Origin of the sequence: Paracoccus shanxieyensis, from assembly GCF_009711265.1 — a bacterium.
GTDB classification, from domain to species: Bacteria; Pseudomonadota; Alphaproteobacteria; order Rhodobacterales; family Rhodobacteraceae; genus Paracoccus; species Paracoccus shanxieyensis.
In genome coordinates this window covers 25,391-41,835 of sequence record NZ_WMII01000024.1, presented here as the reverse complement: position 1 = coordinate 41,835, position 16,445 = coordinate 25,391, and the positions used below count along the sequence as shown (strand labels likewise).

Annotated in this window: 16 protein-coding genes; 4 read left to right on the top strand and 12 right to left on the bottom strand. The window is 65.8% G+C overall.

The annotated features are described in order from the left end of the window. Positions 1-231 precede the first annotated feature (231 nt). Positions 232-1,266 carry a hypothetical protein gene (locus tag GL284_RS18325; RefSeq protein ID WP_155045966.1) on the bottom strand — a complete coding sequence of 345 codons (1,035 nt, stop codon included), beginning with the start codon at positions 1,264-1,266 and terminating at the stop codon, positions 232-234. A gap of 873 nt (positions 1,267-2,139) precedes the next feature. On the opposite strand from GL284_RS18325, the gene GL284_RS18320 reads away from it, so the two are divergent. From GL284_RS18320 to GL284_RS18310, 3 genes are read left to right on the top strand one after another with little or no spacing between them, the layout of a single operon-like run. Beyond that, positions 2,140-3,549, top strand: a complete 1,410-nt coding sequence (locus GL284_RS18320; protein ID WP_155045965.1) for an amidohydrolase family protein — start codon at positions 2,140-2,142, stop codon at positions 3,547-3,549. A 19-nt stretch (positions 3,550-3,568) separates the two neighbouring features. Further along, positions 3,569-4,492 carry an N-carbamoyl-D-amino-acid hydrolase gene (locus tag GL284_RS18315; protein ID WP_196216808.1) on the top strand — a complete coding sequence of 308 codons (924 nt, stop codon included), beginning with the start codon at positions 3,569-3,571 and terminating at the stop codon, positions 4,490-4,492. Position 4,493: 1 nt separating this feature from the next. Next, on the top strand, positions 4,494-5,411 hold the full coding sequence (locus tag GL284_RS18310) for a LysR family transcriptional regulator (protein ID WP_196216809.1): 918 nt from the start codon (positions 4,494-4,496) through the stop codon (positions 5,409-5,411). An 8-nt stretch (positions 5,412-5,419) separates the two neighbouring features. Here GL284_RS18310 and GL284_RS18305 read toward each other — a convergent pair whose 3' ends face one another. Genes GL284_RS18305 through GL284_RS18265 form a run of 9 tightly spaced genes read right to left on the bottom strand, consistent with a single transcriptional unit; the run spans position 5,420 to position 13,510 of the window. Continuing rightward, entirely contained in the window at positions 5,420-6,655 is a 1,236-nt protein-coding gene (locus GL284_RS18305) for a hydantoinase/carbamoylase family amidase (RefSeq protein ID WP_155045963.1), read from the bottom strand. Then, the gene (locus tag GL284_RS18300) at positions 6,652-7,599 is read right to left on the bottom strand and encodes an NAD(P)-dependent oxidoreductase (RefSeq protein ID WP_155045962.1); all 948 of its coding nucleotides are present in this window, start codon (positions 7,597-7,599) and stop codon (positions 6,652-6,654) included. Before GL284_RS18300 ends, GL284_RS18305 begins: the two co-directional genes overlap by 4 nt. A gap of 9 nt (positions 7,600-7,608) precedes the next feature. After that, positions 7,609-8,574 (bottom strand): 5-oxoprolinase subunit C family protein, encoded by a 966-nt coding sequence (locus GL284_RS18295; protein ID WP_155045961.1) that lies wholly within the window; start codon positions 8,572-8,574, stop codon positions 7,609-7,611. Continuing rightward, positions 8,571-9,293, bottom strand: coding sequence for a 5-oxoprolinase subunit PxpB (gene pxpB, locus GL284_RS18290; protein WP_155045960.1), 723 nt, complete (start codon positions 9,291-9,293; stop codon positions 8,571-8,573). Before pxpB ends, GL284_RS18295 begins: the two co-directional genes overlap by 4 nt. A gap of 3 nt (positions 9,294-9,296) precedes the next feature. Continuing rightward, positions 9,297-9,962, bottom strand: a complete 666-nt coding sequence (locus GL284_RS18285) for a GntR family transcriptional regulator (protein ID WP_341870501.1) — start codon at positions 9,960-9,962, stop codon at positions 9,297-9,299. Next, complete coding sequence (locus GL284_RS18280; RefSeq protein ID WP_155045959.1) at positions 9,959-10,624, bottom strand: GntR family transcriptional regulator; 666 nt, start codon at positions 10,622-10,624, stop codon at positions 9,959-9,961. The genes GL284_RS18285 and GL284_RS18280 overlap by 4 nt, the downstream gene beginning before the upstream one ends. 4 nt (positions 10,625-10,628) lie before the next feature. Next, the gene (locus GL284_RS18275) at positions 10,629-11,930 is read right to left on the bottom strand and encodes a TRAP transporter large permease (RefSeq protein WP_155045958.1); all 1,302 of its coding nucleotides are present in this window, start codon (positions 11,928-11,930) and stop codon (positions 10,629-10,631) included. Then, positions 11,930-12,475, bottom strand: a complete 546-nt coding sequence (locus tag GL284_RS18270) for a TRAP transporter small permease subunit (RefSeq protein WP_155045957.1) — start codon at positions 12,473-12,475, stop codon at positions 11,930-11,932. The genes GL284_RS18275 and GL284_RS18270 overlap by 1 nt, the downstream gene beginning before the upstream one ends. Before the next feature lie 51 nt (positions 12,476-12,526). Further along, a complete protein-coding gene (locus GL284_RS18265; RefSeq protein ID WP_155045956.1) occupies positions 12,527-13,510 on the bottom strand; it encodes a TRAP transporter substrate-binding protein in 984 nt (327 codons plus the stop codon). A 190-nt stretch (positions 13,511-13,700) separates the two neighbouring features. On the opposite strand from GL284_RS18265, the gene GL284_RS18260 reads away from it, so the two are divergent. Further along, the gene (locus tag GL284_RS18260; RefSeq protein WP_155045955.1) at positions 13,701-14,468 is read left to right on the top strand and encodes a LamB/YcsF family protein; all 768 of its coding nucleotides are present in this window, start codon (positions 13,701-13,703) and stop codon (positions 14,466-14,468) included. Here the strand turns inward: GL284_RS18260 and GL284_RS18255 are convergent. Beyond that, a complete protein-coding gene (locus GL284_RS18255; protein WP_155045954.1) occupies positions 14,465-15,397 on the bottom strand; it encodes an NAD(P)-dependent oxidoreductase in 933 nt (310 codons plus the stop codon). The genes GL284_RS18260 and GL284_RS18255 overlap by 4 nt on opposite strands. A gap of 115 nt (positions 15,398-15,512) precedes the next feature. Beyond that, on the bottom strand, positions 15,513-16,286 hold the full coding sequence (locus GL284_RS18250) for an FCD domain-containing protein (RefSeq protein ID WP_341870502.1): 774 nt from the start codon (positions 16,284-16,286) through the stop codon (positions 15,513-15,515). Between the last annotated feature and the right edge of the window lie 159 nt (positions 16,287-16,445).

Sequence of the window (16,445 nt, the reverse complement as noted above, 5' to 3'; positions counted from 1 at the left end):
CTATCTGGCCGGGCTGCAGGCAGGCCTCTGCCCCCCGCCAGACCAGTTCGCAAAGCGCTGGCAGCTGAACCGCCAGTTCACGCCGCAGATGGATGACAAGCTGAGGGACCAGAAATATAGGCGGTGGCAAAAGGCGGTGCAGGCGGTGATGAGCGCGGCATGACGCCGCCCGTCATGCCGCTGCCGGGCGCGGTTCGGGGTGGGCGCGTCGGCCCCTAGTTGCGCGGCGTCTCAGCCTGCTGCAGATGCGCGTTTCTGCCGGGGCAGGATAGAGTCCGGCCAGACATCGGTGAATTTGTCAGCCGACTCGCGCAGCTTCTGAAATTCATGCTTTTGCCCATGCACGATCTTCCAGCGCGCGGCCTGTTCGGGCGTGCGCTCTTTCTTCGGGACAGCATTAAGCTGATGAAACTCTTTCATCATGTCCTTGGGCACATAGTCCAGAAACCGGGTGAAGTTCATGTCGGCCACGCTGTCGAACACGGTGAATTCCTGCACCAGATCGTCGGCATAGCCTTCATAGCGCAGTCCGCGGAAGGCTGGCACGACATGGTAATGCAGGATGCGGGCATCCACGGCGTCGATGCGGTCGATTTCCCCCTGAAAGCGCAGCCGCTTCTTTTCCCACATGCCTTCGACAATGGCGTTATGCGTCAGCGACAGGTTGAAGCGGTCATCCAGCGTTTTGAAATTCAGGCCCGCGCGGGCAATGGCGATGGGCAAGGCGATCTGATCCAGCCACGGGCGGCGCGTCGGGACCGGATGTTCGGGCTTGTCCAGTTCCAGCGCGGTCTGAAGCCAGCAATCGGCGAAATTGGTAAAGCCCTTAACCGGGGCATTCGGGAAGGTGACGACGCCTGCGTTGAAATAGGGCGGCGACACGGCGCCGGTGCGGGCCAGCTTGATGCGTTCCTCGGGGACCGCCATGCCGAAGACCGAATAGGCGCGTTCCCAATGGCCCTCCGGCTTGCCCCATGTGTAGCGCCCCTCGGGGGCGGCGCAGACCGCGCCATGCGCCACCATCTCGGCCAGATCGAACTTCTGCCACAGCACGGTGTCGGTATCGAGGAAGATGGTAAACGCATGCGGGCGCGGCTGGGCGCAGGCGATCAGCTTGTTGCCCTGCTTGTAATGCGGGCTGAACACGCCTTCGGTCGGCATCAATTCCAGCCTGGTATTCGTTGCCGCAAGATATTCCCGCAGTTGTGGCGGCAGCTTGTCGGCCTTTTCCGCCGGGCAATAGGCGATCAGATCCACATCGGGCATATGCCTGCGCACGGATGCAGACAAAAGGATCGCTTCGACGGTCAGCGCGGGCGGGTCGATAACCTAGATCAAGGCAGCAGCAGGCAACGGCTTCAGGCGAGTCGTGGTCATCGAAATATCCTGAATTGAAAAAATGAACTAGTCAGTTTCATGTATATACATGATTCCGGGTGACGCCAGAAAAAGCTGAATCGGTTTCAATTTTTTGGTCCGAAGACGGGGCCGAAAATGCCTCAAGGCATATGGTTCAAGCATGACTGCCGCCGATGTGCTGGACATAAGCGCAGATTGCCGGTGGTCAGATCGCGGTCGGCAGGCGCAAAGATGCGGCGCGCAAAAGACACGCGGCGCGTGTGTGCTGTCCGGGTGGCTCGGATCCGGCGCCGCGCGGCGAATGCTTATTCGCAAGGCGTCTCGTTACAACGGCATGCAGCAGGACGCCGATCCTAAAAATATAAACCAGGATTATAGAATTAACTTTTGGATAAGCTCTTTTTCTCTTTCTGGCGGGCGGGGGATCGGTGCAGATCACCTTGTTCAAGCGCCGACGCAGAAGATGACGGGGACAGCCGATGTTCACAGTTTCACGAACCAGCGCCTGTGCGGTCGCCGGTGCTCCTTGCTTGACGGCGGGGGCGGGATGTCTTGATCGGGCGCAGGTCTTGGACGCTGGATCTGCGGGACCGTATCGGCATGGCCCATCTGTTCATTGGCCACCGCGTCGCCGTTCTGTATCCGGGCGGGATCAACGGGATCGGCCCGCGCGCCAAGGCCAGATGCACGCAAGGATCTGCAGCGCGGTGCTTCCGGTCGATCATGTGCCGCCACCGCGCCGATGCCGTCCGCTTGGCCCCGATGATCTGCTGATGGAGAATGCCTGTGCCGCATGACGTGATCCTGCGTGGCGGTCATGTGATCGACCCCGTGAACGGCCTTGACGGGCTTCATGACATCGCCATCGACGGCGGCATGATCGCCGCCGTGGGCCATGATCTGGGTCCCGCGCGTGAACAGGTGGACGCCACGGGCCTGCACGTCCTGCCCGGCATCATCGACACGCATGTGCATCTGTCCTCATGGCTGGGCGGGGCCGAGGGTCACCGGATGCTGGCCCGCGCGGGCGTCACCACGGCATTCGACGTGGCGGGGCCGGTGGGCTCGGTCATGGATCTGGCGGCGCGATATGGCACGGGGCTGACGCTGGCCTGTATCGACTATGTGCGGCCCGGCCATACCGTCGACACGACCGACCCTGCGGCGGATGAACTGCGCGACCATCTGGCCCGCGCCCGCGCGCAGGGTGCGATCGGGCTGAAGGTGCTGGGCGGCCACTTCCCCCTGACCGCCGAGGCGACGGCGCGGGTCATCGCCGTCTGCGCCGAAAATGGCGCGCATGTCGCCTTTCACGCGGGCACGCTGGACACACCGCAGGACATGCGCGGACTGCGTCAGGCGCTGGACCTCGCGGCGGGCCATCCGCTGCATCTGCCGCATGTGAACGCCTATGTGCGCGGCAGTCAGGACCACATCCTGACCGAAACGATGGAAGCCTGCCGCCTGATCGAGGCGCATCCCAACATCTGGTCGGAAAGCTATCTGGCGCCCTTCAACGGCAATTCCGCCAAATGCGCCAATGGCATTCCCGAAAGCGTCGCGACGCAGCGCAATCTGGTCAAGGGTGGTTATGCGGCGACCTCGCAGGGGATGGAGGACGCGATCCTTGGCGGCTGGGCGCATGTTCACATGCCGCAGGACGGCGAGAACCTGCTGGCCACCGGCGAGGCCGCCCTGGCCGCGTGGCGCGCCGCCGACAGCGATATCGGTTGCAGCTTCTACGTCAATCCGCCCGAGGCGCGCATCAATCTGGCGATCATGAAACGCGCCAGTGGACGCTTTGCCATCGACGCGCTGGCAACCGATGGCGGCGGCATTCCCCGCAACGATCTGTGCGAACGCGGGCTCGCCCTGGTCGCGCTGAACGCGCTGACGCTGGGGGAATTCGTGGTGAAAACCTCGGCCGAGCCCGCGCGGATGATGGGCCTGCCCGGCAAGGGTCATCTGGGCATCGGCGCGGATGGCGACATCACGCTGGTCGATCTGGCGCGGCGTCAGGCGGTCTCCAGCTTCGGGGGCGGGCGTCCGATCCTGCGCGATGGCGTGGTCGTCGGGCGGGGCGCGACGATCCTGTCCCCGCCCGAGGCCGAACAGCACCTGCGCGACAAGGGGCTGCAAACCCGGCTGACCCCGCCTTTCCAGTTCCGGCCTTTGCAGCCGAGCCTTTGACACGCAAGAAGGACTGACCATGAAAATGATCGTAGGCGGTGCCCAGATCGGCGGCATCCAGAAGGCCGAACCCCGCGCGACGGTGGTCGCACGCATGATGGCGCTGATGGAACAGGCGCATCGGCAGGGGGTGCAGTTCCTCGTCTATCCGGAAATGACGCTGACCACGTTCTTTCCGCGCTTCTATGTCGAAGACCGCGCCGAATTCGACCATTGGTTTGAAACCGAAATGCCCAATGCCGCCACGCAGCCGCTGTTCGATCTGGCCCGGCGGCTGGGCATGGGCTTCACCTTCGGCTATTGTGAACTGACGCCCGAGGGGCAGCATTTCAACACCTCGATCATCGTCTCGCCGGGCGGAGAGATCCTGTCCACCTACCGCAAGACCCATCTGCCGGGCCATGCGGATCACGATCCCGCCCGCACGCATCAGCATCTGGAAAAGCGCTATTTTCTGGCGGGCGATACCGGCTTCAACGTGGTGCGCAATCAGGGCGTCATCATGGGCATGGCGATCTGCAATGACCGGCGCTGGCCCGAAACATGGCGCAGCCTTGGTCTGCAAGGGGTCGAACTGGTGACCATCGGCTATAACACCCCCAGCCAGAACAACCTGTCCGCCGAGGAGGGCATCGAACGGCGCGTCTATCACCACGAATTGTCGGTCTGTGCCGGAGCCTATCAGAATTCCACCTATGCCGTGGCGGTGGCGAAATGCGGGCTCGAGGACGGCAACCACATGTTTGCCGGCTCGATCATCGTCGATCCCGACGGGTTCGTCATCGCGCGGGCCACCGGCGAAGGCGATGAGCTGATCCTGGCCGAATGCGATTTCGACAAATGCGCCTTTGGGAAATCCACCGTCTTCAACTTCGCGGCGCACCGGCGTATCGAACATTATGGCCGGATCACCAACCAGACCGGCGTCAGGATCGAGGTCTAGGATGAGCGACGCAGGGTCCGAGCCGGAAATCTCTCTGCGTCTTCTGGAAATCTTTGCCGCCATGATGCGATCGGCCACCACGGTCGAGGCGGCGGAAAGCCTGCATATCTCGCAGCCTGCCGTGTCCGCCGGATTGCGGCAGCTGGAAACCAACCTTGGGCTGACCCTTTTCGAACGCGGTGCCAGACGCCTGATCCCAACGAACCACGCCCATACGCTGTATGAGGAAATCCGCCCGATTTTCGGCCTGATGCGCGGCGTGGCGCGGCGGACGCGGGAAATGCGGCTGGGCATGATCGGGCGTTTGCGGATCCTGTCCACGCATCCGCTGGGCAATTCGGTGGTGCCGCGCGCGCTGAGCCGGTTTCTGGATGACCGGCCCGATATCTCGGTCAGCTATGATGTGCGCAATATGGCCCATGTCATCGAGGCGGTGCAGGACGGCACCGCCGATATCGGCCTTGCGCTGCTGAATACCGGGCTGGAGCAGGTGAACCTGCAACCGCTGATGCAGTCGCGCGTGGTGGCGCTGGTGCCGGAACACGACCCGCTGGCGCGTCAGGACGCCATCACCGCCAGGGATCTGCAGGGCAAGATGCTGCTGGGCATCGAACAGGATTCGCAGCTGGGCAATCTGGTGCGCGATGCGTTTCGTCAGCAGGGCGTGCCCTATCATCCGCGCGTTGAATCGCGGCTGTGCCAGACCGCCGCGCTGCTGGCGGCGCATGGGATGGGCTGTGCGATCGTCGATCCGTGGTCGGCGCAGGTCTTTCCCACTCCGGGTCTGGTCATCCGCCCATGGCAGCCCGAACTGTCGGTGCGCGCCGTGCTGCTGACGCGCAAGGGCGTGCCGCATTCCGAATTGCTGCGGCAATTCGTGTCGGAACTGCAGCGGGAATTGCGTCGGGCCGCTGTCTAGGGCGCTGTTTAGGCATCTTCTGCCAGCACCGCGCGTTTCAGCGTCCCGACCGCAAGGGCCAGATCGGCAGGGTCCATGCCTTCCTCGGGGCAGTGGCTGCCGTTCCAGTTGCGCACAAAGATCATCGTGGCATCCCAGCCCGCCGCTGCGAATGCCGCCGCATCATGCCCGCCGCCCGAAGGCATGGCGCGCAGCGTGCCCCCCGCCGCACGGGACAGCGCGTCCTGCCAGACAGGTGACAGCGCAACCGGGGTCGAGCGGCTTTCTGCGCCCAGATCGAAGCGGATGCCGGGCCGGGCGGCTTCGATCCGCGCGACATGGTGCAGCAGGCGGGCATGGGCTGCCTCAAGCGCCTCGGTCCGGTCCGAGCGCAGATCGACGCAGAACCCCGCCTCGCCCGGAACCTTGGCCATGGCGTGCCGGGGGCTGGCCGCATCGACGATGCCGAAGGTCACGGCCAGATCCTGACCCGCCGCCAGCATCTGCGCCCAGTCCGCATCCATGGCATGGATCAGATCGGCCAGCGCAAAGACCGCATCGGCCCGGCCTTCGCGCGGCGCGCCGCCGGAATGCGCCCAGACGCCGTGAATGCGCGCGCTGCGATGCCGCAGCCCGCCCCGCACGCCGGTGACGATGGCATGGCTTTCCTGCGCATCATGCAGGACCGGCCCCTGTTCGATGTGGATTTCGACAAAACGCGCCGGGGCCGGGGGCGGCATCTGCAAGGCGGCCTCGGGGTCAAGGCCAAGGTCGCGCATGTGGTCAGCCAGCGTGCGGCCGGTATCGCTGCGCCGCACCTGCAGATCCGCGCGGCTCCAGCGTCCCAGCGCCGCGCGCGAGCCCAGATATGACGCAGGAAACCACACGCTTTCCTCGGCCCGCGTGACGGTCAGCACGATATCGACAGGTGGCACGCGTCCCTCGGCCAGCAGGGCGGCGATCAGGGCCAGCCCGCCGGCGACGCCTGCCTGCCCGTCATAGGCGCCGCCCTGAGCCACGGTATCCAGATGCGATCCGACATGGATGGCGGGGGCAGAACGGTCGCGGCCGGGCAGGCGGGCGAACAGATTGCCCGCCGCATCGCGATGCACGGCAAGGCCAAGCGCCCGCGCCTCATCCGCGACGACATCATGGGCGGCGCTTTCCAGTTCGGAATAGGACGGGCGGGTCCAGCCTTCGCCGTCCAGACCGATCGCGTTGATGCGCGACAGCAGCCGGTCGATGGTGTCGCGGATGACGGTCATGCGCCGACCTGATCCAGCAGATCGGCATTGACCGTGGTGGCGGGGCGGCGGCCCTGCAGCGCCTCGATGACGTGATCGACGGCGCGGGTGGCGACGCGGATCAGCGCCTCATCTGTGGTGGCGCCCAGATGCGGGGTAAAGACCACCGGCAATTCGGCCAGCGGACCCAGGGGCGCGCCATGTTCATAGGTATCCAGCCCCGCCGCTGCGATCTGGCCCGACCGCAGCGCATCGGCCAGCGCGGCTTCATCGACCAGCCCCTGCCGGGCGGTGTTGACCAGAATGGCCCCGCGCTTGGCCAATGCGAAGCGGGCGGCGTTCATCATGTGCCGCGTCTCGGGGCGCATGGGCGTGTGCAACGAGATCAGATCGGCCTGCGCCAGACCTTCCTCAAGTGTGACGCGGGTATAGCCGCCGATATCCGAGGCGCGGGGCGAATGCACCAGCACGCGCATCCCGAAGGCCAGATCCAGCATGCGGCCCAGTTCGCGCCCGATGGCGCCCCAGCCGACGATCAGCACGGTCTTGCCCTGCAATTCGATGAACCGCGTGCTTTCGCGGAAACCGCCCTGTCCCATGCGTTCCGCCCGGTCCCCGCCCGAGATGCCGCGCGCGGCGGCCAGCGCCAGCCCCAGCGCCAGTTCCGCCACCGACCGCGCATTGGCGCCCGGCACGTTGCACACGACGATCCCGCGATCTGCGGCGGCGATCTTGTCCACCGCGTCATGGCCGGTGCCATGCACGGAAATCACCTTCAGCGCGGGCGCTGCGGCAATGGCGCTGGCGGTCAGGCCCTTGTCGCGGGTGATGACGGCATCGCATTGGCCGATGGCGGCGGCGACATCAGCCATATCCGCCGAACGGGGCAGCACGGGCTGGATGCCGTTGTCGCGCAGGCGGGCAAGGCCCTCGGGGTGGATCGGCTGGACGATAAGGCACTTCATGGCGGTCTCTTAGTTCGGGGTGGGTCTGCGGCGTGCGATGCACACCTTCAGGGGGTGAAGCGCGCGGGCAAGGCTGTGGCAATGCACGCGCCAGATATCTTCGGCGGCGTCACGGGTGACGGCGGCAAAGCGGAAGGTGGCGCCGGTTGGCAATTGCGCCAGACGCGGCAGGTCCGCGCCGATGACGGTGGCGATCTTGGGATAGCCGCCGGTGGTCTGGCTTTCGGCCATCAGGACCAGAGGTTGCCCCGAGCCCGGCACCTGAACCGACCCGGACACGGTGCCGTCCGACACGATGTCATGGCCCGCGCGGGCGGGGATCGCCTTGCCCGCCAGCGTCATCGCCATGCGGTCGCGCTGCGGGGCCACGGTGAAGTCCTGCGAAAAGAACCGGGCGACGGTTTCGGGCGCGAACAGATCGTCCTGCGGGCCGGGCACGGCGCGGATCACCGTGCCGCCGCGATCGGGCAGCGGGCGCAGCGGCGCAAGACAGGCCGCGCGGGGATCGAACGTGCCAAGCGGCAGGCGCTGACCGCGCACCAGCGTCCCGCCCCCGACGCCCCCCCCGACGCCGGAGCGCAGATGCGTCGACCGCGACCCCATGACCATGGGCACATCGATGCCGCCCGACACCGCAAGATAGCCCCAGACCGCATCGGGCATCGGCCCAAGGCTGATGGTGCTGCCGGCATGGACCCGGTGCGCGCGGCTCGCGTCCATCTGGGTCCCGTCGATGCGCAGGGGGATGGTGCCGCCCGCAACGGCCACGCGGCAGGGCGACAGGGCGCGGAACGTGCCGCCGAAGCCCGCAAATTCCAGCGCCGCTGCGTCCTGCGGATTGCCGACCAGCACATTGGCCAGCGCATGTGCGGGCCGATCCATCGGCCCGGCCGAGGACACGCCCGCATGACGCAGCCCAAAACGCCCGGCATCCTGAACCGTCAGCATCGGGCCGGGGGTGATGACCTCGATCATGGGGCCTCCTGCGGGGCGATGACCGTCTGCCCCTTGGCGGCGCGGGCGGCCATGTCGGCATATTCATCGGCACCGATGGGCGCGAATTGCACGGTATCGCCCGCCGTCAGCAGAAAGGCCGGATCGCGGGCGGGGTCGAACAGCCTGACCGGCGTGCCGCCCAAAAACCGCCATCCCGACGGACCCGCGACCGAGCTGATGCTGCCCTGCTGTCCGCCAATACCCACCGCCCCCGCCGGGATGCGCTGGCGTGGCACCTTCAGGCGCGGCGTGTGCAGCACCTTGGGCAGGCCGCCCAGATAGGCAAAGCCGGGCGCAAAGCCGATCATGAAGACGCGGAAGCGCACGCCGCTGTGCAGGTCGATCAGCGCCTGCGGCGTCATGCCCTTTTCCGCCGCCAGCTCGGCCAGATCCATCCCGGCCTCGCCGCCGTAATGCACGGGCACGCGCCAATGCCGCCCGCGATCCTGACCAGCCGTCAGCCCCGCCAGCAGCGCCCGGATCCGCTGTTCGACCTGATGCCCCCGGATCGTCAGCGGATCGTAGCGCACCAGAAGCGAGCGATAGGTCGGCACATGTTCCAGAATGCCGGGAATGGCGGCGCGGTCCAAGGCCGCGGCCAGCGCGATGACGCGGGCGTTGACGGCTTCGTCGATCCGGTCGGACAGTTGAACCGTCAGCGCCTGATCGCCGCAGGGCAGGATGCGCAGATCCTCCATCCCTCAGCGCCCCAGCCACGCCAGAAAGCGCGATTTCACATGGGCGAAATGCACGGCCATGGCGGCGCGCGCCGCATCGGGGTCGCGGGCGGCAATGGCGTCGATCACGGCCAGATGCTCGTGCAGTTGCGCATCGAAATGGTCGTGCTGGCGCGTGATGGTGCAGCGCCGCGCGATGGCGCGCTGGCCCGACAGGATCGCGGGCAGGGCCGCAAGGCGCGATGCCTCGGCCACCGCGTCGTGAAAGCGGCTGTCCATGTCCCAGAATTCATCGAAGCTTTGGCATGGACCCTGCAACGCGGCCAGACTTTCCTGCCGCACCTGCAGCAAGGCCGGGGTCGGGCCGAACCCTGCGGCGCGGGCGGCGGCGGTGCCTTCAAGGATCTGGCGCAGGGCGACGATCTCCAGCAGGTGATCGACGCTGACCGAGCGCACCATCAGCGCGCCGTTCGACATGCGCCCGACGACGCCTTCGCGTTCCAGCCGCGTGATCGCGCTGCGCAGGGGCGTGCGGGACAGCCCGGCACTTTCGGCCAGCGTCCGTTCGCTGAGGATGGTGTCGGCGGGGATATCGCCATTCAGGATCCGGCGCTTCAGATGCTGATAGGCATGTTGCGACAGCGGGATCGCCCCGGAATGTGTCTCGGAATGGGTCTCGGGATCGGTCACGCGGGCGGTCCCTCTGCCATGGCCTGATCCTGAAGATCGTCCAGCCGCCGCAGGATGGCGTCGCGCGCGCGTTCCAGATGCGCGTGCATGCGCTGCGCCGCCAGATCGCCATTGCCCGAACGCAGTGCCTCAAGGATGCCCAGATGTTCCTGACAGCCGCGCTGATAGCGGTCGGGGACTTGCGCGCGGTCGAACATGGTGGTGCGGCGGCGCAGATCGGCAATGACTTCGGACATGGCGCGATTGTTCGCGGCCCCGGCCAACAGGCCGTGAAAATCATTGTCGACCGCCCACAGATCTTCGTCCGAGCTGCCGTCCATCAGGCCGCGCACCCGCGCCTCCATCGCGTCGAAGGCGGCATGGGGCAGGGCCGTGGCCATACGGGCGGCAAGGGGTTCCAGATCAAGGCGCAGGATGAAGATGCCCTCGACCTCGTGTCGCGTCAGTCGCCCGACATGCAGCACGCGGCCCTTGCGCAGGGCCAGCCCCTCGCTTTCGATGCGGCCGATGGCCTCGCGCACGGGGGTGCGCGACATGCCAAGCTGCTGGCCCAGCCGGGCTTCCTGCAAGGCGGTCCCCGTCGGCAGCGCGCCGCGCAGGATCATGTCGATGATCCTGCGATAGGCTTCGGCGGCGAGGCTTTCGGACGGGGCGGCGGACATGGGATCAGCGGCCCGCCATCATGTTGGGGACGATGTCGATGATGCCCGGAAACACCCCGATCAGCAGCACGAACAGCGCAAGGATCGTGAAGAACGGCACCGTGGCGCGGGTGATGCGTCCCATGCTGTCGCCGGTCAGCCGCTGGATCACGGTCAGGTTGAAGCCGACGGGCGGCGATATCTGGGCCATCTCGATCACGATTACCATGAAGATCCCGAACCACAGTTTGCTATAGCCTGCCGCCTCGATCAGCGGAAGCGTGATGGGCAGGGTCATGACGATGATGCCCAGCCCCTCCATCACCATGCCCAGAATGATATAGAACACCAGCAGCACAAGGATCAGCACAAAGGGCGACAGGCCCCAGCCGTCGATGGTGCTGGCGATATAGCGCGGCAGACCCAGATAGCCGATGGCCGTGGACAGAAACATCGCGCCCAGCATGATCAGCCCGATCATCGCGCAACTGTCGGCGGCGGACCGCGCCGCGGCCAGCAGGCCGGGGAAATTCAGCGTGCGCTGCCAGAACCCGATGCCGATCGCGCCCGCGACCCCCACCGCCGCCGCCTCGGTCGGCGAGGCGATGCCGCCATACATCGAGCCGATCACCACAAAGATCAGGATCAGCAGCGGCCCCAGATCGCGCAGCGCCGCCAGCTTTTCGCGCAGCGATGTCGGCGGCGGCGCCTTTCCGACCAGATCCGGGTTCAGCCATGCGCGGATGGCGATGTAACCCATATAGGCCGCGGCGATCATCGCGCCGGGCAGGATGCCCGCCATGAACAGGCGCACGATCGATTCCTCGGCCATGACGCCATAGATGATCATGATGGTCGATGGCGGGATCAGAAAGCCCAGCGTGCCCGCCCCGGCCAGCGATCCGATGACCAGATCGCGGTCATATCCGCGATCCAGCAGCTCTTTGGCGGTGATGCGGCCCACCATCGCCGTCGTTGCCGCCGACGATCCGCAGACCGAGGCAAACAGTGTGCAGCCCATGACCGTCAGATGCCCCAGCCGCCCCGGAACCCGACGCAGCCACGGCGACAGGCCGGTGAACAGCGCCTCGGCGATGCGGGTGCGAAACAGCACCTCGGCCATCAGGATGAACAGCGGCAGCGCCAGAAGCTCGGGCGAGGACAGGGTGTTGAACGTCTGTTGCGCCAGCAGCTTTTCAAAGGGCATCGTGGGCCGGTACAGCATCAGCAGCGACACCGCCGCCGCAATCAGCCCAAGGCCGATCCAGACGCCCGTTCCCAGAAACAGCCCCATCAGGCCCAGCAGTGAGAATGCGACCTTGCTCATCACTCAAGCCCCTCGCCATTGGTCAGACGTTCGCCGGACCAGACCCGCATGACCTGCGCGACCATCTGCAAGAACAGCAGCACCGCCCCGACAGTCAGGATGCCCTGCGGCAGCACAAGCGGAATGCGCACCACCCCCGGCGAGGTCGAACCGCGCGTGCCCGAAAGCCATGCCATCTGTCCCAGCGACCAGACCAGCAGCACCGTGACCGCCAGTCCGATCACCGCCGCCGCGAAATCAAGCGCCCATGCGCCGCGCGGCGGCAGCAATTCGGTCAAAGCGGTCACGCGCACATGGCTGCCGCCTTTCAGCGCGCTGGCCGCCGCAAGCAGGAAACATGCGCCCATCAGATAGGCCGACACATCCCACGAAAATGAAATCGAGATGCCCATCAGGTTGCGCATCACGATCTCGGCGGCGACCAGCCCGAAGATCGCCAGCAGGCACAGGGCCGAAATCAGGTTTCCGGCTGCCGTCAGACCGTCGATCACGCGGATCAGCGGCGCAAGGCGCAGGCGTTCGGGAAGGATGGTGTCGGTTTGCATGACGGCCCCGCTTGTCTGGAAAGGCAGGGCCGGGCGGCCCTGCGGTTTCGCTTATTGGTCGCGCGCCGACAGATAGGCGTCGATGACCGGCGCGGCATCCGGCACGCGCGCCTTATAGGCGTCCCAAAGTGGCACGGCCTTTTCCAGCAACTCGGCCTTCAGCTCATCCGAGGGCGCGGTGACGGTGATGCCGTGTTCCTTCAGGACGGCCAGCTTGGCTGCGTCCTCGGCGCGCGAGTTCAGCCAGAACTGGCCTTCCAGATCGGCGGCGGCCGCTTCGATGGCGGCCTGATCCTCGGGGTCAAGCGCGGCCCATTCGTCCAGATTGACCGTGACGATGTTCGACGAGGCCTGCCAGTTGAACGTGTTCATGTTCTTGAGAAATTCCCAGAACGCGCCATCCACGCCCGACGAGGACGAGGTGGTCACGCCATTGATCGTGCCTGCGGCCAGCGACGGCACGACCTCGCCCCACGGCATCTGCACGGGCGACGCGCCAAGGGCTGCGAAATAGTCGTGGCCATTGGCATCCACCACGCGGATCTTCAGGCCCGACATGTCGGCCAGCGTGTTGATCGGCTGCGGCGAATAGACCGCCTGACCCGGCCAGGGGGTCATATACAGCAGCTTCTGGTTCATCTCTGCCGCGATCTTTTCGATCATCGGGCGATAGAACTTATGCAGCAGGGTCAGATCCTGCATGGTCGGCGCAAGAAAGGGCAGCGTCTCGACGCCAAGGGCGGGGTTTTCGCCGACCTGCTGGCTCATCAGGATGTCGGCGATGGGCACGATGCCGTCACGCACGGCGGCCATGCCCTCGGGGCCCTTGATGCCAAGCGCGCCGCCGGAATGCACGGTGATCTGCACCTCGCCATCGGTGACCTCGGACACGCGCTGCGCGAAGGTCTGGGCGTTCTTGGTGTGGAAGTTCCCCTCGGGCCAGACGACCGACATGTCCCAGGAGGTCTGGGCCAGCGCGGGTCCGGCCAGCGTCAGCGCGACAAGTCCGGCAAGTGCATGGGTTGATTTCAGCATGGGTATCCTGTCCCGTCCATCTATTGTGGCGACGTGAAGTCGGCGGTTTCGACAACTTGAAATGTCGGTATACCAGCCGTATCCACTTGGAACCCTTGAACCGGGACAACCACGTCCGAAGCAGACGCAAAGATCGATCATCGGGCGATTTGGACAGAATTGCCGTCAAATTGAACAGCAGGGAAACGACATGCGGACACTCGACCTGAATTGCGACATGGGCGAAAGCTTCGGCGCATGGACCATGGGCGACGATGCGGCGATGCTGAAGGTTGTCTCGACAGCCAACATCGCCTGCGGCTTTCACGCGGGCGATCCTTCGGTCATGCGCCGCACCATCGCGATGGCGCGCGACAACGGCGTGGCCGTGGGTGCGCATCCGTCCTTCGCCGATCTTTACGGCTTTGGCCGCCGCCGCATTTCCGGCGAGCGTCCCGAGGATCTTGAGGCGCAGCTGATCTATCAGATCGCGGCCTTTCGCGGCATGGCCGAGGTCGAGGGCCATCCGATGACCCATGTCAAAACCCATGGTGCGCTGGGCAATATGGCCGCGACCGATCCCGAGCTTGCCGCGCTTTGCGCCCGCGCGGTGGTGGCGGTCGATCCGGGTGCGATCTTCGTGTCGCTGCCCTATTCCTGCATGTTCGAGGCGGCCCAGAAGGCCGGGCTGCGCGTGGTCTGCGAAATTTATGCCGACCGCACCTATACCGACGCGGGCGAACTGACCCCGCGCAGCGAACCGGGCGCGGTGATCCATGATGCGAATCAAAGCGTCGATCAGGTGCTTGAGATGGTGGTGAACGGCCATATCCCCACCACGGGCGGCAAGCGCCTGCCGGTGGACGCGGCCACGCTGTGCGTGCATGGCGACACGCCCGGCGCGGTGACGATGGCGCAGCGGCTGCGGGCGGCGCTGATGGAAAACGGTGTCACCATCGCGCCCTTTGCCGGGCGCTAGGCCAGTTCGGGCACGGGGCTGATCAGCGCCGTGCCTGCCAGATGGGCGTCGATATTGCGCTGCATCAGCGCCGCGCTCAGCTGCTGCACATCAAGCGCAAGCCCCGCGATATGCGGCGACAGCACGACATTGGGCAGCGCGCGCAGATCGGCGGGCACGTCGGGTTCTTCCTCGAACACGTCAAGCGCGGCTCCGGCGATGCGGCCATCGCGCAAGGCGGCGGTCAGCGTCGGCGTGTGCAGGATCGAGCCCCGCCCCAGATTGACCAGATAGCCCTGCGGCCCCAGCGCATCCAGCACCTGCGCCGAGACGATGTGCTGCGTGGAAGGCCCGCCCGGCGCGGCGATCACCAGAACATCGACCGCCGCCGCCAGAGATTGCAGATCGTCATGGCGCACCCACGGCACATCCTTGGCCGAGCGGTTGCAATAGGCGATCTGCATGCCAAAGGCCTCGGCCAGCTTTGCGATGCGCAGGCCGATGCCGCCCATGCCGAAAATGCCCATGCGCCGGCCGGACAGCAGCGGCGTCACGCCCACATCCCCGCGCCACATTCCGTCCCGGACCGAGGCATTGAAGGCGCAGATCTTGCGCACAAGCGCCAAGATCATGCCCATGCCGTATTCCGCCACGGCCACGGCATTCACCCCCGCCGCATGCGTGACCGAAATGCCGCGCGCGCGGGCCGCGGCCACGTCCACCGCCTCATATCCGGTGCCGACGGTGCAGATCAGGCCAAGCGAGGGCAAGGCGTCCATTTCGGCGGCGGTCAACCCGACCAGACCGTTGGTGACCACGACGCGGATGCGCGACCGGGTGTCAGCCGGCAGATCCCGCAGGCCATCCCATGCATCGTGGATGGTGAAGTGGTGCGCCAGATGGTCGGCATAGACCGGGCCTTCCACGCGGAACAGGATATCAGGTTTCACGGCGATCTTTCATAGCTGCGCGGTCATGTCGCTGGGGTTCGTGCCGGGGTCGGTCAAAGCCCGCCGCCCGTGCGGTATGGCGCGCAACCCGATCCGTCAATAGGACCGGGCCAGCTTATCCGCGCTGTGCGATATTGCCGCCGTCGATCCGCCGCAACGAGATTTCCAGCCGCGCCTCGGCCGCCGCGATCTCGGACAGCACGCGCTTGGTATAGATCATGTGATCCTCGGCCGCGCGGGCGGCGGCGGCCGGATCGCGGGCCATCACCCCGGTATAGATCGCGCGGTGCTGGGACAGCAGCACATCGCGCACCTCGTCACGGGCAAACAGCTTTTCGCGGTTGTGAAACACGCCCTGCCGCAGCATCCCCGACAGGGCGCGCATGATCTGCAGCAGCACGATATTGTGGCTGGCCTCATAGACGGCCAGATGCAGGTCGGCATCCGCCTCGGCCTCGGCATGGGCATCGCCGTTGTCATGCGCCTGGTCGATCCGCGCCATGCAGTCGGACAGGGTCTGGCGGTCGATGTCATTGGCGCGGGTCGCGGCCAGACTGGCCGCCAGCCCCTCCAGCGTGCCACGCAGTTCCAGATAGTCGCCCACCACCAGACCGCCCGAGGACATCAGTTCGATCAGCGGATCGGTGATGCTGGTCGCCAGCCGCGCGATGCGGCGCACGCCATTGGCATCCGTCAGGATAAGCCCTTTATCCTCAAGCATTTTCAGGCCCTGTCGCAGGGTGGGGCGGGACACGTCCAGCCGCAGCGCCATTTCGCGTTCGGGCAGCAGCAGATCGCCGGATCGCAGCGACCCTTCAAGGATCAGATCCTCGATATGGCGGGCGGTGGCCTGCGCTGCGCTGTCGCCCTTGTTCACGGTTCTGTCCACAGCGCTGCCTTCCGTTCGCGGATGGGTATTGGCCCGGACACCCAACCTAGCGACAGTGCCGGAATGGTTCAATCCGTTTGCCGTTTGACAGGTTTGGTAAAAATAATTTACCATGCCGATGGGAGAGGTCATTTCAATTTACATTCATGCGTCCGGCAA